At 56.7% G+C, this 20,371-nt stretch carries 15 protein-coding genes, 1 tRNA gene and 2 pseudogenes; 15 read left to right on the top strand and 3 right to left on the bottom strand.

All coding sequences use genetic code 11. The features are described from left to right. The first annotated feature begins 1 nt into the window (after position 1). The 15 genes from ACR0BF_RS02395 to ACR0BF_RS02325 all read left to right on the top strand — a co-directional run bounded on the left by ACR0BF_RS02395 (position 2) and on the right by ACR0BF_RS02325 (position 18,352). On the top strand, positions 2–1,420 hold the full coding sequence (locus ACR0BF_RS02395) for a dihydrolipoyl dehydrogenase family protein (RefSeq protein WP_480624196.1): 1,419 nt from the start codon (positions 2–4) through the stop codon (positions 1,418–1,420). An 18-nt stretch (positions 1,421–1,438) separates the two neighbouring features. Continuing rightward, positions 1,439–2,821: an ATP-binding protein gene (locus ACR0BF_RS02390; RefSeq protein ID WP_480607419.1), complete on the top strand. Its 1,383-nt coding sequence runs from the start codon at positions 1,439–1,441 to the stop codon at positions 2,819–2,821. Between the two features lie 64 nt (positions 2,822–2,885). After that, positions 2,886–2,962 (top strand) — tRNA-Arg (locus ACR0BF_RS02385). A gap of 328 nt (positions 2,963–3,290) precedes the next feature. After that, complete coding sequence (locus tag ACR0BF_RS02380) at positions 3,291–3,533, top strand: hypothetical protein (RefSeq protein ID WP_480624195.1); 243 nt, start codon at positions 3,291–3,293, stop codon at positions 3,531–3,533. After that, complete coding sequence (locus tag ACR0BF_RS02375; RefSeq protein ID WP_480624194.1) at positions 3,491–3,901, top strand: DUF4345 domain-containing protein; 411 nt, start codon at positions 3,491–3,493, stop codon at positions 3,899–3,901. The genes ACR0BF_RS02380 and ACR0BF_RS02375 overlap by 43 nt, the downstream gene beginning before the upstream one ends. Before the next feature lie 356 nt (positions 3,902–4,257). Then, positions 4,258–4,890 carry a tyrosine-type recombinase/integrase gene (locus ACR0BF_RS02370; RefSeq protein WP_480624193.1) on the top strand — a complete coding sequence of 211 codons (633 nt, stop codon included), beginning with the start codon at positions 4,258–4,260 and terminating at the stop codon, positions 4,888–4,890. Between the two features lie 523 nt (positions 4,891–5,413). After that, positions 5,414–5,998: an ANTAR domain-containing response regulator gene (locus ACR0BF_RS02365; protein ID WP_480624192.1), complete on the top strand. Its 585-nt coding sequence runs from the start codon at positions 5,414–5,416 to the stop codon at positions 5,996–5,998. Further along, positions 5,995–7,164 carry a CmpA/NrtA family ABC transporter substrate-binding protein gene (locus ACR0BF_RS02360; protein WP_480448383.1) on the top strand — a complete coding sequence of 390 codons (1,170 nt, stop codon included), beginning with the start codon at positions 5,995–5,997 and terminating at the stop codon, positions 7,162–7,164. The genes ACR0BF_RS02365 and ACR0BF_RS02360 overlap by 4 nt, the downstream gene beginning before the upstream one ends. A 271-nt stretch (positions 7,165–7,435) precedes the next feature. Continuing rightward, a complete protein-coding gene (locus ACR0BF_RS02355; RefSeq protein WP_480608235.1) occupies positions 7,436–8,800 on the top strand; it encodes a CmpA/NrtA family ABC transporter substrate-binding protein in 1,365 nt (454 codons plus the stop codon). Between the two features lie 72 nt (positions 8,801–8,872). Continuing rightward, positions 8,873–9,955 (top strand): ABC transporter permease, encoded by a 1,083-nt coding sequence (locus tag ACR0BF_RS02350; RefSeq protein ID WP_480608232.1) that lies wholly within the window; start codon positions 8,873–8,875, stop codon positions 9,953–9,955. A gap of 5 nt (positions 9,956–9,960) precedes the next feature. Continuing rightward, positions 9,961–11,640 carry an ABC transporter ATP-binding protein gene (locus tag ACR0BF_RS02345; protein ID WP_480608229.1) on the top strand — a complete coding sequence of 560 codons (1,680 nt, stop codon included), beginning with the start codon at positions 9,961–9,963 and terminating at the stop codon, positions 11,638–11,640. A 4-nt stretch (positions 11,641–11,644) separates the two neighbouring features. Then, positions 11,645–14,080 carry a nitrite reductase large subunit NirB gene (nirB, locus tag ACR0BF_RS02340; protein ID WP_480608226.1) on the top strand — a complete coding sequence of 812 codons (2,436 nt, stop codon included), beginning with the start codon at positions 11,645–11,647 and terminating at the stop codon, positions 14,078–14,080. Continuing rightward, a complete protein-coding gene (gene nirD / locus ACR0BF_RS02335; protein ID WP_480624191.1) occupies positions 14,077–14,409 on the top strand; it encodes a nitrite reductase small subunit NirD in 333 nt (110 codons plus the stop codon). Before nirB ends, nirD begins: the two co-directional genes overlap by 4 nt. Further along, positions 14,409–17,069, top strand: coding sequence for a molybdopterin-dependent oxidoreductase (locus ACR0BF_RS02330; protein ID WP_480624235.1), 2,661 nt, complete (start codon positions 14,409–14,411; stop codon positions 17,067–17,069). The genes nirD and ACR0BF_RS02330 overlap by 1 nt, the downstream gene beginning before the upstream one ends. A gap of 452 nt (positions 17,070–17,521) precedes the next feature. Beyond that, positions 17,522–18,352: a class I SAM-dependent methyltransferase gene (locus ACR0BF_RS02325; RefSeq protein ID WP_480605777.1), complete on the top strand. Its 831-nt coding sequence runs from the start codon at positions 17,522–17,524 to the stop codon at positions 18,350–18,352. 271 nt (positions 18,353–18,623) lie between these two features. Here the strand turns inward: ACR0BF_RS02325 and ACR0BF_RS02320 are convergent, their stop codons facing one another. The 3 genes and pseudogenes from ACR0BF_RS02320 to ACR0BF_RS02310 form a co-directional block, all read right to left on the bottom strand. Then, positions 18,624–19,232, bottom strand: a complete 609-nt coding sequence (locus tag ACR0BF_RS02320) for an adenylate/guanylate cyclase domain-containing protein (RefSeq protein ID WP_480606008.1) — start codon at positions 19,230–19,232, stop codon at positions 18,624–18,626. 33 nt (positions 19,233–19,265) lie between these two features. Beyond that, positions 19,266–19,523 (bottom strand): annotated as a pseudogene (locus ACR0BF_RS02315) (GAF domain-containing protein); the annotation flags it as partial. A 123-nt stretch (positions 19,524–19,646) separates the two neighbouring features. Next, positions 19,647–20,263, bottom strand: a pseudogene (locus ACR0BF_RS02310) (IS3 family transposase); the annotation flags it as partial. Positions 20,264–20,371: the final 108 nt, after the last annotated feature.

Below are 20,371 nucleotides of genomic sequence, written 5' to 3'. Positions count from 1 at the left end.
CATGCAACACCTCAAGACAGATATCCTGGTCATTGGGGCCGGGTCCGGTGGGTTATCGGTTGCGGCCGGTGCCAGCCAGATGGGTGCGAAGGTGATCCTTCTGGAAGGGCACAAGATGGGCGGCGACTGCCTGAACTTCGGCTGCGTCCCGTCGAAAGCGCTGATCGCAAGCGGCAAAGCGGCCTTTGGTCAGGCGCATTCCGCCGCGTTTGGCGTGGCCGATGTAAACCCTCAGATCGACTATGCGGCGGCGAAGGATCATGTGCGGGATGTGATTGCCCAGATCGAACCGATGGACAGCCAGGAGCGCTTCGAAAGTTTGGGTGTCCAGGTGATCCGCGAATATGGCAGCTTTATCTCCCCGACCAAAGTGCAGGCCGGAGATCATGTCATCACCGCGCGCCGGATCGTGATTGCGACCGGGTCGTCGCCAATGGTTCCGCCAATCCCTGGTCTGGACACTGTACCTTATCAAACAAACGAAACCATCTTCGACCTGCGCGAGCGTCCGGAACACCTGCTGATCATTGGCGGTGGTCCGGTGGGTATGGAAATGGCGCAGGCTCATGTCCGTTTGGGCAGTAAAGTAACAGTCGTTGAAGGGCAGAAGGCGTTGGGCAAAGACGACCCCGAGGCCGCGTCCATTGTGCTGGAGGCTTTGCGCAGTGAAGGTGTCGTGATCCACGATAACGCCGTGGTGGCGCAGATTCGCGGAAAGGATGGTGTTGTGGAGGTCGTGACCGAGAACGGCGATATTCACCGGGGCTCTCACCTTTTGATCGCCGCAGGGCGCAAGGCCAATATCGAGCGTCTGAACCTGACTGCGGCGGGAATTGACCGCACCAGAACCGGAATCAAGACGGATGACAGCTTGCGGACGTCAAACCGCCGGGTCTATGCGATCGGCGATGTCGTGGGGGGGCTGCAATTCACCCATGTTGCAGGGTATCATGCGGGTATCATCATTCGATCCGCCTTGTTCAGCCTGCCCACCAGGGCGAAAACGGCGCATATCCCATGGGCAACGTTCACCGATCCTGAACTGGCGCAGGTTGGTCTGACCGAAGCTCAGGCCCGCGACCGGCATGGCGACAGGCTGGAGGTTGCGCGCTTTGATTATCACCACAATGACCGCGCTTTGGCCGAGCGCAAAACCAAAGGGTTCATAAAGGTCATGGTGGTGAAGGGCAGGCCCGTCGGTGCCACGATTGTGGGCCATCAGGCGGGCGAGTTGATCAACATGTGGTCGCTGGCTTTGGCCAATAATCTGAAGATGGGACAGATCGCTGCTATGGTTTCACCCTATCCAACGATCGGAGAGCTTAACAAACGCGTTGCTGGCGCTTATTTCTCTCCAAGGCTGTTTGAGAATCAGACAGTTAAACGTGTGGTCAGGTTCGTCCAGCGCTGGATTCCCTGACCTGAAGAGGAGCGTAATTTGAACTCGCTGTCGGGCCGATTTCTGATCCTGACGACGGTCTTCGTTATGTTGGCCGAAATCTTGATCTTTGTCCCGTCGATTGCCCGGTTCCGCGAGGATTTCCTGCTAAACCGTCTGGAACGCGCCCAGATCGCATCGCTGGCGTTGCTGGCTGACGATATGCTGGCCGAAGATCTTGAGGCAGAACTGCTGGCGAATGCCGGTGTCTACAACGTTGTGTTGCGTCGGGATGAAGTCCGCCAACTCATGCTGTCGTCACCAATTCCCGAGGCAATCACCAAAACATTCGATCTACGGGATGCCGGTCCGTGGATTTTGATCCGGGATGCGGTGAGCCGGATATTCATACCCGAAAATGAAGTCATCCGTATCATTGGCGAGCCGGTCAAGGGCGCGGGGTTGCTGATTGAGGTCACGATCGACAGCGCCCCCCTGCGTATGGCGATGGTTGACTACGGCCTGCGCATTCTGGGGCTGTCCTTTGTCATCTCAATCATCACGGCGTCCTTACTGTTCCTTGCGGTGCGCGTGGTTCTTGTTCGCCCAATCAAAAGCGTAGTGGGATATATGCAGCGCTATGCCAGCGCACCCGAGGATGCGCGCGGCATCATCTCGCCGAATTCCAGAGTGACGGAATTGCGCGAGGCCGAAGAAGCGCTGAAGATGTTGCAAACGGAACTGACGCAGGCGCTCAAACAGCGCGAGCGGCTGGCGCAACTGGGTGGGGCGGTTGCAAAGGTCAGTCATGACCTGCGTAACATCCTGACATCGGCGCAGCTGTTCACGGACAGGATCGAATCCAGTGATGACCCGCTGGTCCGGCGAATGGCTCCGAAGTTGGTGAATTCGATCACCCGTGCTGTATCGCTGTGTGAAAGCACATTGGCATTCGGTCGCGCGGAAGAACCTGCACCCACTTTGACGATGGTGCCCTTGCGGACAATTGCGGCTGACGTCGCTACCAGTGAACAGCTGGCAGTCGCGGGGGGCTGCGTCGAGATTGTGAACGAAGTGCCTGAAGATCTGATCGCCCGCGCCGACCCCGAGCAGTTGTTTCGTGTCATCATGAACCTCGTGCGTAACGCAAGACAGGCGTTGGAAGCTTCGGGTAAGCCGGGTCATATCACCATCGACGGGTGTGAATATCAGGACGCCTGGTGTCTTGAAATTCGCGACACCGGGCCGGGTCTTCCGCCAAAAGCACGTGAAAACCTGTTCACACCGTTTCAGGGTGGGGTCCGCAAAGGAGGCTCTGGCCTGGGCCTTGCAATCTCTCAGGAACTGGTGCGCGGGCATGGCGGTAACCTGACACTGAAAGAGACCGGGCCCGAAGGAACGATCTTTGAAATAAGGCTTCCGCGCGGAGACATGACTTTTTGATTTTTTTTTTAAGAATCGGCTTGCACGTCTTTGACCACAGGTCTAAACAGCGCCTCACCAACGCGGACCGATAGCTCAGCTGGATAGAGTACTTGACTACGAATCAAGGGGTCGGGGGTTCGAATCCTCCTCGGTCCGCCACTTGGTAAATCTAACCTCTTGTAAAATAGTGATAAATACGGATCAGGCGAACTCCTGCCCCACATTTTGCCCAACAAGTAGGTTTGGTCTGAAGTTTTTTTCCTTTCGTTTCTAGACTCGAATTGCCTGTGCGTCGCGATGTCAGCGCCAGGTTCGACGATCTGTAAAATTTGGAAAGGAAAAATGATGCGAAAAGACACACCCAAGGAAATCTGTGACGAAATGCTGGGCTTGGCCATGGAAGCCGCGGGTTTGGCTGTAGCACTGGACAACGCACTCTTCTTCGACATTGGGGGACTATGGCGGGCCTGGACCGGGTGGTCGCGCAATGGCGAATGCACCAAGCCTCGGACTCGATGCGTTCTGCCAGAAGGTACTTGTCCTGCAGGACAAAGAGGGCAAGGTGCGCGTGATCATGAACGATCTTCTGGCCCTCGCCGAGCGCCACGAGGTCGGTAAGTCTCTGGCGTTGCGGGTGATCAATCGGCGGATTCAAAAAGACTTTCGCCGACGCGCTGGAGAATTGATATGGTCGCGAGAAACACGCTGCAATCCGCATTCCTGCTTGTAACCGCAGCAGGCCTTATCCCCATCGCGCTGTCCTATGGCTTCGCTCCGGGCGCCAGCCTGCCTTGGCTGTTTGGTATCGATGCCGATGGCGTCAACACCCGCCACATCTTCCGTGCCGTTATGGGGCTATATCTCGCGCTGGTCGGATTCTGGATCACAGGCGCATTTCGCGCGGATCTTCGTATTCCGGCACTCTGGAGCCTCCTGATCTTCATGGTTGGACTGGCTTTGGGCCGCCTTCTGAGCCTCGTCGTTGACGGGTGGCCAGAACCTCTTCTGACCCTCTACATGGTGCTCGAATTCGCCTTCGCCGGTATCGCATGGCGCCTGTTGCGCAATGTCGGGCATGATCCGGAGCGGAAGAACTAAGATCACGTCACAGAACGACCACTGATCACAATACTTCGCGAGCATGCGTTCCGAGGCAGGCTAGCTTGAGCTCTTTGCAAGAATTTCCAAAATTCGGTTCCTCTCAGAAAACCCGCCATTAACTTCACAGTAGCGAACGACAGCTTAGTCCGCTCACCTACCATTTGCCGCCTAGTTCTAAACGTCCGGAATGTGCGGTAGGCTACGTGCCGCACATGCGAAAGACCAAAGCTCGGTCGACGGCAGCAATGGGCTCCATCGCGGACCTCGGAGGCAGCGCAGCAAGCTATGATAAAATGTTTCGGTCAACGTCGGGTTGTCGCTTTGGGAGGGCATGGCGGATCGGAGGATCAGTCATGGAAACACCAAATTTACCTGCCATTCGCGCTCTTCGTCCAGCTTGGAACAAGGGCCGGATCGTCGGCCAGAAGCGACCTTTGAAACCAAAGCACGTCTGGGCGATCCGAGTGCGCCTTGAATTGGCCCAAAACCATCGCGACCTCGCGCTGTTCAACATGGCAATCGATAGCAAGTTGCGCGGCTGCGACCTGGTGAAGATGAAGGTCGTAGATGTCATGGCGTCAGGTCAAATCAAGGAACGGGCTTCGGTCCTTCAGAGCAAGACGCAGAAACCTGTGCGCTTTGAGATTTCCGAAGGCACTCGAGCCTCTGTTGAAAAGTGGATGGAAGACGAACTGATGATCGGTTCAGAGTACCTGTGGCCAGGCCGATTTCATGAACGCCTGCACATCTCGACACGCCAATATGCGCGGATTGTCCGCGACTGGGTGACGTCGATCGGTCTCGAGGCAAGTGCCTACGGCACACATTCAATGAGGAGAACCAAAGTCACTCAGATTTACAAGAAGACCGGGAACCTTCGAGCTGTTCAGCTTCTTCTTGGCCACACCAAAATGGACTGCACCGTCCGATACCTTGGTGTGGAACTCGAGGATGCCCTGGCTATCGCCGAAGCGATTGAAATCTAGGTTCTAGGGCCGTCCGAGAGGGGCGGCCCATAGCCGACCTTGAGCATAGCAGCCGAATGCTGCTTCGCGCCCGAATTGCCGACCTTCGCTGCGGGTGCGAAATTCGGTGTCAGGCAAGCGAGCGATATGCGGACTTTGAATGAATTCACTGCTGTTGCTCGAATGGCAGCTGCTGGCGGATAGCGACGGCGACCCCAGCAGGTGTGGCGGAAAGCGGACTTTCGCAGCGATAGTGGCGTGGCTTGGTTCTGGCTGTCAAAGCGGACCTTCGATTTCGCATCATCTGTGGAAGCGCCTTTCGATCTAAACGATCCAGAGAGTGGCCCTGTCGAAAGCCAAAATGACGATCCAATGCGCCGTGACAGCGTTCGGTGCAGATTTCTTTGATGGCATGTCGAAAAACTGTGCAGACGTTCCGCGGCACATAAAAATAAGCTGATAAAATAGGCATGCTGGTGGCCTGGTGAGATACTTGGTGGCCTTTGAATTGCGATCGATAAAGCTTGGGCTCACTTAGGTGCCTATGAAACAACACCTCACTGTCGTTGTCGTTGAGCGGAATCAAGAACGTGCGTTTGCCATTGTGGATGCCTTAAAGGAGTCCGAAGACGTAGACGTTTTTGTGATTGGCAATGTCTCAGGGCTGGCACGTAAAATTGCAATGCATAGCCCAGACATCGTTCTAATCGACATAGACAATCCATCGCGGGATATGCTGGAGGAGTTGACAGTTGCGTCTGGCCCATTGGACCGACCAGTGGCCATGTTCGTCTCGGGCGCGGCGGGCGGTTTGGCAAAAACCGCCGTTGAGGCGGGGGTGTCGGCCTATGTGGTCGATGGTTTGCAAGCCGAGCGCATCAAACCCGTGATCGATACCGCCATCGCCCGGTTTCAGGTGCTACGTCAGATGCGAACCGAACTGGCCGAAACCCGCCGTGCTCTGGAAGAGCGCAAGCTGATTGACCGCGCCAAGGGCCTGCTGATGAAGGCCAAAGGCATTCAAGAGGACGAGGCCTACGCCTTGCTGCGTAAAACTGCGATGAACCAGAACCGGCGCGTTGCAGACGTGGCCGAGGCCTTGGTGACAGCGTCGGGGTTGCTCTCATGAGGACGGTAACGCTGCCTGTCGCTTACATGCCTTTGGTGGACGCGGCCCCGCTGATTGTCGCGCGCGAGATGGGGTTTGACCATGCAGAAGGGATCTCGCTGGACCTTCGCCCCGCACCATCGTGGTCATCGTTGCGGGATATGCTGGCCTTCGGCCATGTCGACGCAGCCCATCTGTTGTCTCCGGTGCCCGTGGCGATGGCTTTGGGTTTGGGGGGTATCGCAACACCGCTTTCCGCCGTGTCGGTCCTGTCCCTGAATGGCAATGTCATCGGTGTCGGCACCAAATTGGCCAAGCGACTGGCGGATATGGGGTATGAGTTCGATTTTTCAGACGCCCAAGCCGCCGGGGATACATTGGCGCAAGCCGCTGGTGATATTCTTGTCTTTGGCGTTCCATTTCCGTTTGCGATGCATGTTGAACTGCTGCGCTATTGGGTTGCCGGAACGGGTCTAGCTTCAAAAAAGGTCGAAATCCGTACCGTCCCGCCGCCACTGATGGCGCAAGCTCTCGCCAGCGGTGAGATTGACGCGTTCTGCGTAGGTGAGCCGTGGGGATCCTTTTCGGTAGACGATAATGTTGGTGCCTTGCTTCTGCCTGGCCGAGCGATATGGACCTGCGCACCAGAAAAGGTACTGGCCGTCAGAAACGATTGGGCGGAAACTGAACCTCATCTTTTGGGCAGCCTCATGCGGGCGGTTTGGCGGGCGGGTCGGTGGCTGTCCAACCCGGACAGCCGGACCACCGCATCAGAGATGCTATCGCGCAAAACCTACCTCAATGTCTCGCCCGAGTTGGTTGACCGTGCCCTTATGGGTGAGTTCACGATCTCTGCGCGTGGAGAGCAGCGCAAAGTGGAGGGATTTGTCGAGTTCTTTGATGGCGCAGCAACCTTCCCCTGGCGCAGTCAGGCGAAATGGGTTGCGCATCAACTCGCAAAACGAAACGGGTTGGACCCTGCGACGGCTGAACGACAGGCCGCCAAGGTCTTTCGCAGCGATCTCTATCGTCGCGAATTGCAAGGACTGGGTGTTGACACACCAGGCGCATCCGAAAAGCTGGAAGGGGCATTGACCGAGTCGACGGCTGTCGCTTCGGCGACGGGCAGCCTGATTCTGCCGCAAAACATGTTTTTTGACCGACGCATTTTCGAGCCGACCGGATAAGGTTGCACAATTTTTTTGCACCGCAGCATTGAATCGCGCTGCACCGCAGAAAATTCCACGCTAAAATGGCGAATTTTGGTGACCACCCGATATGCGGCTGGCTTAATCAGTTCATCGGCAGGCAACGACGCCCACCGAAGGAATTCGCCTAGAACGCTGGGCACCTCACAAGAGCAAAGCCGCTCGACCAACCGCCATTTCCTCCCGGCGGTGTGTGTCGGCGGCTTTTTTGTTTGCCCAATCGAAATGGGCTGAAACGAAAGGGACCGAGATGAAAAAGCTACTTCTGAGCCTCGCTGCGACGACAGCGCTTGTGTCTCCGGCATTGGCCGAGCTGGAGCTTGAAAAAGATGAACTGACTTTCGGCTTTATCAAACTGACTGACATGGCACCGTTGGCGGTGGCTTATGAGAATGGGTATTTTCTGGATGAAGGTCTGTTCGTCACGCTTGAGGCACAGGCCAACTGGAAAGTGCTGCTGGATGGCGTGATCGACGGGCAATTGGACGGTGCGCATATGCTGGCCGGGCAACCTTTGGCCGCAACAATAGGTTACGGCACCGAGGCGCATATCATTACCCCTTTTTCGATGGACTTGAATGGCAACGGTATCACCGTTTCCAATGAGATTTGGGAAGAAATGAAGCCGAATATCCCCGTGATGGACGACGGCCGCCCGCAGCATCCCATCAGCGCCGAGGCATTGGCTCCGGTCGTTGAGAAATACAAATCCGAAGGCAAGCCATTCAATATGGGCATGGTCTTCCCGGTCTCGACCCACAACTACGAACTGCGCTATTGGCTGGCGGCGGGTGGGCTGCACCCGGGCTTCTACAGCCCTGAAAACGTAACCGGTCAGATCGGCGCGGACGTTTTCCTGTCGGTGACGCCTCCGCCGCAGATGCCTGCGACGTTGGAGGCTGGAACAATCTACGGCTATTGCGTCGGTGAGCCGTGGAACCAGCAGGCCGTGTTCAAAGGCATTGGCGTTCCGGTCATCACTGACTATGAGTTGTGGAAAAACAATCCTGAAAAGGTGTTCGGCATTAACGCCGAGTTTGCCGAGGAATATCCAAACACCACTCTGGCTGTGACCAAAGCGTTGATCCGCGCGGCGCAGTGGCTGGATGAGAACGACAACGCCAACCGCCCCGAGGCAGTCGAGATCCTGAGCCGTCCAGAATATGTGGGCGCGGACTATGACGTCATCGCCAACTCGATGACCGGCACATTCGAATACGAAAAAGGTGACAAGCGCGAGGTTCCCGATTTCAACGTGTTCTTCCGCTACAATGCGACCTACCCGTTCTACTCGGACGCTGTTTGGTACCTGACTCAGATGCGCCGTTGGGGTCAGATCGCCGAAGCAAAACCAGACAGCTGGTATGACGAAGTCGCAAAGTCTGTCTACAAGCCCGAAATCTATCTGGAAGCCGCACGCCTGCTTGTCGACGAAGGCCTTGCGAATGAGGCCGACTTTCCTTGGGAGAGCGATGGTTACAAAGCGCCGACCCCGGCCGAGGATATCATCGACGGCATCGCCTATGACGGTCGTACCCCCAACGCCTATCTCGAAAGCCTCTCTATCGGTCTGAAAGACGGTCAGACGATCGTCGATTCGGATGTGCAAGGCTAATCCCGAAAATCCGCGCCCAGCATCTGCTGGGCGCGGCCCAAACAGTGCCCCGCCATCGCAAGGACACATCAGATGACAACGGTCGATCCAGAATTCAATGCAGACGCCGCCCGAGAGGAACGTCGCGCCCGCCTTTTCACCCGCATCAACGCAGCTGACAAGTGGTTTCAGGTGCTGGGCCTCAGCTGGGCCACGCCCGTCCTAAAGGCCGCCGCCGGAGACAACCCACGTGCGCAGATGACCGAAATCTGGCGGTTGCTGATCGTACCCCTGCTGTCGATCTGTGCCTTCCTGCTGCTCTGGGCCACACTGGCCCCCAAGGTGCAGACTTCGCTTGGTGCGGTTCCCGGACCTGCGCAGGTTTGGAGCGAGATGGTCAGCCTGAACGAAGACGCAAAAGCCAAGGCCGCCAAGCGCTCCAAATTCGAAGCGATGGTCGAAAAGCGCAATCAGAAGTTCATCGATGCCGGTCAGCCAGAGAAGGTCAAGGAAGTCGCCTTTACCGGGGCACCTTCGTATTACCAGCAAATCTGGACCTCGATCAAAACGGTGTTTTTCGGCTTTCTGATCGCCACAGTGGTCGCCGTGCCGCTTGGCATTGCCGCTGGTTTGTCCCCGACCGCCAATGCCGCACTGAATCCGCTGATCCAGATCTTCAAACCGGTGTCTCCTCTCGCGTGGTTGCCGATTGTGACCATGATTGTCTCGGCGGTCTACGTCACGAATGACGGCTGGTTTGCGAAATCCTTCCTGATCTCTGCCATCACCGTGACCCTGTGTTCGCTTTGGCCCACGCTGATCAACACCTCTCTGGGTGTGGCATCGATCGACAAAGACTTGGTGAACGTTTCCAAGGTTTTGAAAATGAACACTTATACCAAGATCACCAAGCTGGTGCTGCCCTCGGCCTTGCCGCTGATCTTCACCGGCCTGCGCTTGTCGCTGGGCGTCGGCTGGATGGTTCTGATCGCGGCGGAAATGCTGGCGCAGAACCCCGGCTTGGGCAAGTTTGTCTGGGATGAGTTCCAGAACGGCTCCTCCAGTTCGCTCGCCAAGATCATGGTTGCGGTTTTCACCATCGGCATTATCGGCTTCCTGCTGGATCGGGTGATGTACGCGCTGCAATCCCTGTTTACCTTCACGAACAACCGGTGATCGAGATGAGCATTCTGAGCTTCAAGAACGCCTCGAAATCCTTTGGCGAGGGCACCGCACGCACGGATGTGCTGCAAGGCATCGATCTGGAGGTGCAAGAGGGCGAGTTTCTGGTGATCCTCGGCTTTTCGGGCACCGGCAAGACCACTCTGATAAACCTGATGGCCGGGTTAGACAGCCCGACCACTGGGGAGGTCACGTTCAAAGGTGCCCCGATCAAAGGCCCGGGCCCCGAGCGTGGCGTGATCTTCCAGAATTATTCGCTGATGCCCTGGCTGACGGTCAGCGGCAATGTGGGTCTGGCGGTGGATACGGTCTTTTCTGGCCTCAGCAAGACCGAGAAAGCCGAGAAGGTCGCGCATTATGTGAAGATGGTGGGTCTCAGCCATGCCGCAACGCGCCGCCCGGCGGAACTGTCCGGCGGGATGCGCCAGCGGGTCAACGTGGCGCGCGCCTTGTCGATGAATCCCGAAGTTCTGCTGTTGGATGAGCCTTTATCGGCGCTCGACGCGCTCACCCGCGCCAATCTGGCAGATGAGATCGAACACATCTGGGAGGCCGACAAAAAGACCTGCGTGCTGATCACCAATGACGTTGATGAGGCGATCATTCTGGCCGACCGTATCATCGCTCTGAACCCAGATGGGACTTTGGGGCAGGAGTTTCGAGTGTCGATCCCACGCCCGCGGGATCGGGGTGCGATGAACAACGATGAGACGTTCAAACGTCTCCGCGCTGACGTCACCAAGTATCTGATGGATGTGGGGATCGAGGCCAAGGTCGAAGGCTCTCGTATTCTGCCGGATGTCACCCCGATCCACGGGGTTCCAACGGCGGTGGCAGAGGCGCAAAAGGGGATGATCGAGAACCGCTTCCTCGACTTTTCGCAGCTGCACAAGGTTTATCCGACGCCCAAAGGCCCTTTGACCGTGGTCGAAGATTTCGACCTTAAGATTGACAAGGGTGAGTTCATCTCGCTGATCGGCCATTCCGGCTGCGGCAAGTCCACGGTTTTGACCATGGCGGCAGGTCTGAACGACATCTCCAAGGGCGCGATCAAGCTGGATGGTCGTCACGTTGAAGGGGCCGATCCGGAACGCGCCGTGGTGTTCCAATCGCCCAACCTGTTCCCATGGCTAACCGCCAAGGAAAACGTCGCGATTGGCGTCGACAAGGTCTATCCCAAGGCCAGCATGGCCGAGCGGCAGGACGTGGTGGAGTATTATCTGGAACGTGTCGGACTGGCTGATGCGATGGACAAATCTGCCTCGGATCTCTCGAACGGCATGAAGCAACGCGTCGGCATCGCCCGCGCCTTTGCTCTGTCTCCAAAACTCCTGCTGCTGGATGAGCCCTTTGGGATGCTCGACAGCCTGACCCGCTGGGAATTGCAGGAAGTCCTGATGGAGGTCTGGTCCCGCACCAAGGTCACCGCAATCTGTGTGACCCATGACGTGGATGAGGCGATCCTACTGGCCGACCGAGTGGTGATGATGACCAACGGCCCGCAGGCGACAATCGGCAAGATCACCAAGGTCGACCTGCCGCGCCCGCGTACCCGCAAGGCCCTGTTGAAACATCCGGACTACTACGCCTACCGGCAGGAAGTCCTCGATTTTCTCGAAGAATACGAACACGGCACCAAGCCAAAAACACCCGCCCCAAAGGCGATTGCAGCGGAGTGAAATCATGAAGCAGAGACTTGTTGTCATTGGCGCAGGCATGGCCTCGGGTCGGGTGCTGGAACACCTGACCGACGCCGCGCCGGATGCATTCGACATCACCCTGTTCAACGCCGAGCCGCGCGGGAACTACAACCGCATCATGCTCAGCCCGGTCCTGTCGGGCGAGAAAACCTACGATGAAATCGTCACCCATGATGACACCTGGTATGCCGAGCGCGGAATCTCCTGCCGCTTTGGCGAGAAGGTTGCCAAGATCGACCGTGAGATGAAGGTGGTTGAGGGCGAGAACGGCCACGTTCCATACGACAAGTTGGTGATCGCGACAGGGTCGAACCCGTTCATGATCCCTCTGCCCGGGCATGATCTGGAAGGGGTGATTGCCTATCGTGATCTTGAAGACACGCAGCGGATGATGGGCATGGGGCCCGACAACAAGGTCGTCGTAATTGGAGGCGGTTTGCTGGGGCTTGAGGCGGCTGCGGGCATGGCGGCCCATGGCGTCGACGTCACCGTGGTCCACATCATGGGCCACCTGATGGAACGGCAACTGGACGAGGCCGCAGGCTACTTGCTGAAAAAGTCGTTGGAAGACAAAGGTATCAAGACTTGTCTGCAAGCGAACTCCAAGGAGATTCTAGGGAAGGAAGGTAAGGTCCACGCATTACTGCTGGAGGACGGAACCGAACTGCCCTGTGACCTGCTGGTCATGGCCGTGGGCATCCGTCCCAACACGGCTCTGGCACAAGAGGCGGGGCTGGCCACCGGGCGCGGCATCCATGTGGATGACCAGATGCTGACCTCGGACCCGGATGTCTTTGCGGTGGGCGAATGCGTCGAACATGACGGGGCGGTCTTTGGTCTTGTCGCGCCGCTCTATGATCAGGCGAAGGTCGCCGCGCAGGCGCTGTTGGGCGAAAAGACTGCGTTTGTTCAGAAAACCCTCTCGACCAAGCTGAAAGTCACCGGCTGTGATCTGTTTAGCGCGGGTGATTTCGCGGACGCGCCTGAGCGTGAGGATATCGTGTTCCGCGACCCCTCGCGCGGGGTCTACAAGCGGCTGGTCATCGAAGAGGATCGTCTGGTCGGCGCGGTCATGTATGGCGACACTGCCGATGGCAGTTGGTTCTTCGGTCTGATCAAGGATGGCACCAACATCGACGAAATGCGTGAGACGCTGATTTTTGGGCCCGCCTATCAGGGGGGCGACACCGCGGACCCTCTCTCAGCCGTTGCAGCATTGCCGCCTGAGGCGGAGATTTGCGGCTGCAACGGCGTATGCAAGGGCGAGATTGTTGAGGCGATCAATGCAGGGGCCGGTGATCTGGGTGCTGTGCGCGCCGGCACTAAGGCCAGCGCGTCCTGCGGGACATGCACGGGGCTGGTCGAGCAAGTCTTGCAAGTCACTCTGGGCGACGACTTCCAAATGCCAACGGCGCAACCAATCTGCGGCTGCACCGATCTGACCCATGAAGATGTACGTCGTCTGATCAAGGGGCAGGAGTTTAAAAGCCAGGCCGCCGTCTGGCAAGAGCTGGGCTGGACCACGCCCAACGGCTGCCATGTCTGCCGTCCCGCGATCAACTACTATCTTCTGGCCGATTGGCCGCTGGAATACCAAGACGACCCGCAAAGCCGGTTCGTGAACGAACGCAAACACGCCAATATCCAAAAGGACGGCACGTTCAGCGTTGTTCCGCGCATGTGGGGAGGCATCACCACCCCCGAAGAATTGCGCGCCATTGCCGATGCGGCAGACAAATACGATGTGCCGACGGTGAAGGTCACGGGCGGTCAGCGTATCGACCTTCTGGGCGTGAAGGGCGAGGATCTGCCCGCCATCTGGTCGGATCTGAACCAGGCTGGTCTGGTCTCTGGCCACGCCTATTCCAAGGGCCTGCGCACGGTCAAAACCTGTGTCGGCACCGATCATTGCAGGTTTGGAACACAAGACAGCACGGGTCTCGGCATCAAGCTTGAGAAAATCCTGTGGGGGTCGTGGACTCCGCACAAGCTGAAACTGGCGGTGTCAGGTTGCCCGCGCAACTGCGCCGAGGCGACCTGCAAGGATATCGGTGTGGTCTGCGTGGACTCAGGGTATCAGATCAGCATCGGCGGTGCCGCCGGTATGGACGTCAAAGAGACTGAATTGCTCTGTCAGGTCCCAACCGAAGACGAAGCGATTGAAGTCGTGATGGCCGTCACCCAAGCCTATCGCGAAGGCGGCAAGTATCTGGACCGTTTGTATAAATGGCTGGGCAAAGTGGGCATGGACTGGGTCAAAGCTCAGGTCGTGGAGGACCGGGAAAACCGTGCCGCTCTGGTCGAACGGTTCGAGCTGTCTCAAAGCATCTACCGTAAGGACCCGTGGGCGGAACACGTCAAGGACAAGGCGCAGACCTATGCGCCGATCGCAGATTTCACACTGGAGGCCGCAGAATGAGCTGGATCGACATCGGACATATCGACGACATCCCACTGCGTGGCGCGCGTTTGGTGAAAACGCATATCGGCTGCATCGCGGTCTTCCGCACCGCCGAAGCCGAAATCTTCGCTGCCACCAACAGCTGCCCACACAAAGGTGGGCCGTTGTCCGAGGGCATCGTGCATGGGCAATCCGTGACTTGTCCCCTGCACAACTGGGTGTTTGACCTGAACACTGGCGAAGCCCAAGGCACAGATGATGGGCGGATTGCAACGTATTCGGTGCGTATCGAAAACGGTCGCATCCTGCTGGACGACAGCGCGGTGACCCGTCGGAGCGCAGCTTGATGGACGGCACCGGCTTACCAGAGGTTCGTTCGACTTGCGCCTATTGTGGTGTAGGTTGCGGCGTTCTGCTTCGACCTGATGGTGCAGGGGGGCTGACCGTGGAAGGCGATCCCGACCATCCAGCGAACTTCGGTCGCCTGTGTTTAAAGGGTTTGTCACTGAGTGATACGGTTGGGTTGGACAACCGCCTGTTGGCCCCGCGTGTGTTTGGACAGGATGCAGAATGGCACGATGCGCTGCAACTGGTTGCAGATCGGTTTTCGTCAACGATTGCCGAACATGGTTCCGACAGTGTCGCATTCTACGTCTCGGGGCAGTTGCTGACCGAGGACTACTATGTCGCCAACAAGCTGATGAAAGGTTTCATTGGGTCGGCGAACATCGACACCAACTCGAGGCTATGTATGGCTTCAACCGTGGCAGGGCACAAACGCGCCTTTGGCACCGATACGGTGCCCGGAACCTACGAGGATCTGGATCAGGCTGATCTGGTTGTCCTGGTTGGCTCGAACCTCGCTTGGTGCCATCCCGTTCTTTATCAGCGCGTCATTGCCGCACGGCGTAAGCGTGGCACGAAGATTGTGGTTATTGACCCACGTCGAACCGCGAGCTGCGATCAGGCCGATCTACATCTGGCGTTGCAACCCGGCAGCGACGTCGCTCTGTTCAACCGCCTGCTGCGCAGCATTCACAAGACGGGGCACGTTGCCGCAGATTTTCTGGATCGCAGCGTTGGATTCTCGGAAGCCCTCGAGCTGGCACAGCTTGACGATCCTGATGAGACGGGGCTTACCTCAGATGAGATTGAAGCCTTTTGCGATCTGTGGATTGGCACCGAGCGCGTTGTCACAATCTTCAGTCAGGGCGTCAATCAATCCTCTAGCGGAACCGACAAGGTCAACGCGATCCTGAACTGCCATCTGGCCAGTGGTCGGATCGGGCGCCCAGGAATGGGGCCGTTTTCGGTAACCGGTCAACCAAATGCCATGGGTGGTCGAGAGGTGGGCGGCCTAGCCAATATGCTAGCCTGCCATTTGGATATCGAAAACGATGCCCACCGCGCAGCAGTCCGGAAATTCTGGAACGCACCGAAGATGGCGCAGAAGCACGGTCTCAAAGCTGTCGACATGTTTCGCGCCGTCGAAGATGGCCAGATCAAAGCACTATGGATCATCCACACCAATCCAGCAGTCACAATGCCGGACGCCGATCGAGTCAAGGCGGCGATCAAAAACTGCCCCTTCACCGTAGTAAGCGATCTGACGGCCCAAACAGACACTGCGCGCTTAGCAGACGTTTTGCTTCCAGCCGCAGGATGGGGCGAAAAAAGCGGCACTGTAACCAACTCTGACCGCACGATCAGCAGGCAACGTGGTGTTCTGACCCCTCCGGGACAGGCACGCGCGGATTGGGATATCTTGGCCGATGTGGGTCGCCGTATGGGTTGGACAGAGGCTTTCAGTTATGAATCTCCGGCGCAGATTTTTCGAGAATATGCGGACATGTCCTCGCTTGCCGTTTTATTCGGTAAAGACTTTGAGATTGCTAGGTTTTCGGACATCAGCGACGAAGACTATGATGCCATGTGCCCGACACGGTGGCCAACGACATCGCCGAAAGCTGACGGTCGTTTCTTCGGTGACGGGAAGTTTTTTCATACTGACGGCAAGGCGCGGTTTGTGCCGGTCATCCATCGAACGCCCAGGGCAGAGCCATCAGAACGCTACCCTTTCCTGTTGAACACAGGGAGAAATCGGGATCAGTGGCACACCATGACCCGATCCGGTTTGTCGCCTCGCTTATCGGCGCACCTGGCCGAGCCCTATTTGGAAATGAACCCGAAGGACGTCGATCAGCTGGGGTTCTATCCCGCCGATTTGGTCGAAGTTAGCAGCTCAGTCGGAAGCGGCATTTTTCGGCTTCGCATCACTGAAGCTATTGCGCCTGGAAATGTGTTCGCGCCCATTCACTGGACTGGAGAAACGGCCCCGGCCGCCCGTGTAAACGCCATAGTTCCCAGCGTTACTGATCCGATTTCCGGACAACCGGAGAGCAAGTCAACAGCGGTATCTGTACGACGTATGCATGCTGCATGGTACGGTTTCGCCGTTTCAATTGAACCAGTGTTGCCTAGGGCGGACTATTGGGCAGCTGCAAAAACAAGCAACGGCTACAGAATGGAGCTAGCTGGGAAGCAGATCGTAGAAGACTGGGAAAAGACTGCGCGCGATTGGTTCGGGTTGCCGGATGCAACGGTGACTTCAGTACAAGATTCCAAACGCGGTTCGTACCGAATTGCGCTCTCAGACGGGCGGCAAATTTTGGCAGCGCTCTTTGTTTCTCGCCAACCGACAACACTTATGCGAGATTATTTGGCGGCTTTGCCTGAGGTTGCGCCCCAGCAAATTCTCTCTGGTCGGTCATCTGCTGATTCCGACGACTGCGGACCAATCGTCTGCTCGTGTTTCGAGGTCGGTCTAAACACCATCATCCGCGCTATACACGACAGGCGATTGACCGATGTTGATAGTGTCGGAGATGCTCTTCAGGCTGGAACGAATTGCGGGTCCTGCCGGCCAGAATTGGCTGATTTGGTCGCAAAACATTCGAAATTGATCCTCCACAAAACGAAGAACTGTCCGCAAGAACAAACAGCTTAGTCTCAGGATCGCATTGAACATGACTGCGGCCCGCGTTAGAGATCTAAACAGGTGTCCAAGTTTTGCGTTTCCCCGAATGTCTCATGTGATGTGTGCCACAACAGCTAGATTGACCGAAGCCGAATGACGGTTATCTGCCGTCCTTTTGCAGGCCAACGGCGGCAATCAGTGCTTCGAAGTCACTCGTGCAAGATGCAGAAAAGGCAGCTGAGGGCTCTCTGCGGACTTCGGATGCGATGCGGCATCCAAACCCTGAGTAACAATTAGCACTGCGAGTTCGGCCCAAAGGAGACATTTAGGGTACCGTTCGGATGCCGCATCGGCAGCCCGCATTGCCGCCATTCGCTGCAGGTGCGCAGTCAAAGGGAAATCGAACTGGTGGTCTGCGGGACAAACCTGACATTCGGAACTACTACGTGTACCCTATCGGCATCGATTAGGGAGGCTTCGAAATGACCAATCCCAATGAAGTCGCGCACCATTACCATTCTGGACACTTGCTCAAGAGGATTTCCGATGGTTGCGCAGCATTGGACTTGACCCCACCAATTTCCCACGACGCTTTGGCTCCGGTTGACGAGTTCCACATTGGCGGGCGCCTCGCGACCGAACCGTTTGTGAAGGCTCTCGGTCTTTCCCCCGACAGCCGGGTTGTCGATTTTGGATGCGGTCTCGGCGGTCCAGCACGATATGTCGCTGCTGCTACCGGGGCGCATGTAACTGGCGTCGATTTGACCGCTGAGTTTGTGGAAACAGGACGCGCGCTTACAGAATGGACAGGTTTGTCTGATCGGGTGCAACTCATCGAAGGCAGCGTACTTGAGCTGCCGCTAGAAGCTCAGTCAATGGACGCTGCATACATGATCCATGTTGGCATGAACATCGCGGACAAGGCCGGCATAGCGCGCGAGGCAAAACGGGTTCTAAAGCCAGGAGGCATCTTTGCAATCTACGATGTGATGCAAGTGGGAGAAGGGCAAATGGACTATCCTGCGCCTTGGGCGTCTTCATCAGATCAAAGCGCGCTTGCTCCACCTGAGACATATGAGGCTGCTCTGAAGTCTGTTGGTTTCGAGATCAGAGCCCAGATTGACCGCACTGCATTCGCTAAGCAGTTTTTTGCAGATCTGGCGGCTGCGCAAAGCCGTTCAGATGGCCCTCCAGCTTTGGGTCTTCATCTGATCATGGGCGACGACACTGCACTTAAGGTTCAATACATGGTTCGGAACATCGAACGTGGTTTGATTGCTCCAATTGAAATTCACGCGCGCTTGCCGGTTTAGAAGACCGTCCATTTGATAGTTGTACGGACTAGTCAAGCATTTCTGAACGGCAACCGTTCAATACTTAGTCGCCTAAATCAGAAATAACGGACTTTAGCCGACGGATGGCTTCCGCGGTTATACGATCCTGGTCCACAGTGAGGGTGTAGCCCTCATCCTCCTCGTGAATGATGCGGCTCTCTCGCGCCGCGGCTTCGTAGATTGCTGTTGCCGCGTAAGTGCGGATCGGATTCTGAAATCCTTTCACCTGAACCGGCTCACGCTCTTCAACCTAGAGCCAATCTTTCACCAAAGAATAGGTTTCCGCTGCCAGTAATATGCCTCCTGGATCGCACTCGGCCTCAAGCCTTGCAGCAAGGTTCACTTCTCGCCCAATCGCCGTGTAATCCATCCGATCATTGGAGCCGAAATTGCCTATTGTGCAGTAGCCCGTGTTAATGCCTATGCGGGCCTGAAATGCTCGATCAATCAAGCCTTTGCGCCGCCATCCAGTTTGCAGGTCGTTCAAGGCGCGTTGCATGTCGATCGCCATCCGAACGCAAGCGGCTGCATCTTCCTTTGCGCCCAGACTTTCGGGTTCGCCAAAATACAGCATCATCGCATCCCCAATGAACTTGTCGAAATAGGCGCCGTGTCTCTGGGCGATCTTGGACATTTCCGACAAATATTCATTCAGTAACGAGGTCAATTCCTCTGCTTCAAGCTGATCTGTAATCTCGGAAAAATCGACGATGTCGGAAAAGAAGATCGTGAGTTTGCGGCGGCGGCTCTCGATTGCCGCTTGCTGGTTACCAGCTATGATTGACCGATAAAGTTGAGGCGGCATGTACTTGGCAAGCTGTTTGGATACGTTCTCCAGGGTCTCATTCGCTTCACGCATTTGGTTCAGCAAATGCAAGTTATCCAGCGCGATGTTTGCCTGTGCTGCAAACGTCTTGAGAATATCGAATTGCTCTGTTTGCAGCTTGCCGATCGAATGCCGCAAGACGGCAAGAGCTCCAACTGTCTGCCCGCCTTGAGAAATTGGGACCATCGTTACGGCCCGAGCTCCAGACGCAAGGAAGTTGCCAGCACCAATTCGAAACTGATCTTGTGCCGCCGCGACGTCTGGCAAATCAATCGCCTTGCCATTCAAAATGACGTGGCCGTGAATAGTTTCTGGATGGAGAGGTGCTGGAAAGCGACGTCGCCAAGCCTCAACACCATTTTGGTAAAATCAGGGCTGATTTGCAGATCAGACGCCGACGGCGTCTGTTCCTGCTGATCTGCCACGTGACGAACGCGGATGGGGCGCGCCTCCCCATTTCCAATTGGGCTCGTATGCTGTGAAGTCCCGGTTCAACAGGTTCGGCGCGATATTGAAGGCGTTATTGCAGTCGGTCGTCACTTTGTATTACTTCGATCTCTCGACTCGTATGCCATTTTCACGCATCAACCGACCAACACGACGACGCCCGACGCTCAGACCAAGTTCCTTCAACTCGCCAGTCATTCGTGGACGGTCGTGGCTGCTCAGGCTGAGACGAGATCGCTCCAGGACATGAGTCAGCACGACCGCGTTGGTCCGCTGCCTTTGGCTGGCTGGGCGGCTGCAATAAGCGCGCAGGATACATGAGCTGACATTCAGAACTTGGCAAAGGCGGTTAACTGGGAATTCGCTTCCATGCTCTTAGATGAAACTAAACCTCATGGCTTCTGGCTCGCGAAGTAGGTTGTGGCCTTTTTTAGAATACCCCTCTCCTCATTGAGAACCCGGTTCTCCCGTCGAAGTCGCTCGTTTTCACGGGCGAGGTCCAGATCCTTGTCCGACACAACGCCGGCGTTACGATGCGCCGGTACCCACTTGTTCAGCGTCGAAAGGCCAATACCTAAGTCTAAAGCAACCCGCCGACGTGTCAGCCCGCTCGTCAGCGGAGTCTACACTGCATCAGCACGGAAATCGTCCGTCAGTTTCAGTCCCAAAGTCCGTCTCCGTTGCTGCAATAAGTGCCATCAAAGGAGCGGCATCAAACCGCGACA

Source organism: Ruegeria sp. AG7, from assembly GCF_056541545.1.
The sequence above is the reverse complement of the archived record's forward strand: the minus strand, read 5'-3'. Positions and strand labels throughout refer to the sequence as shown.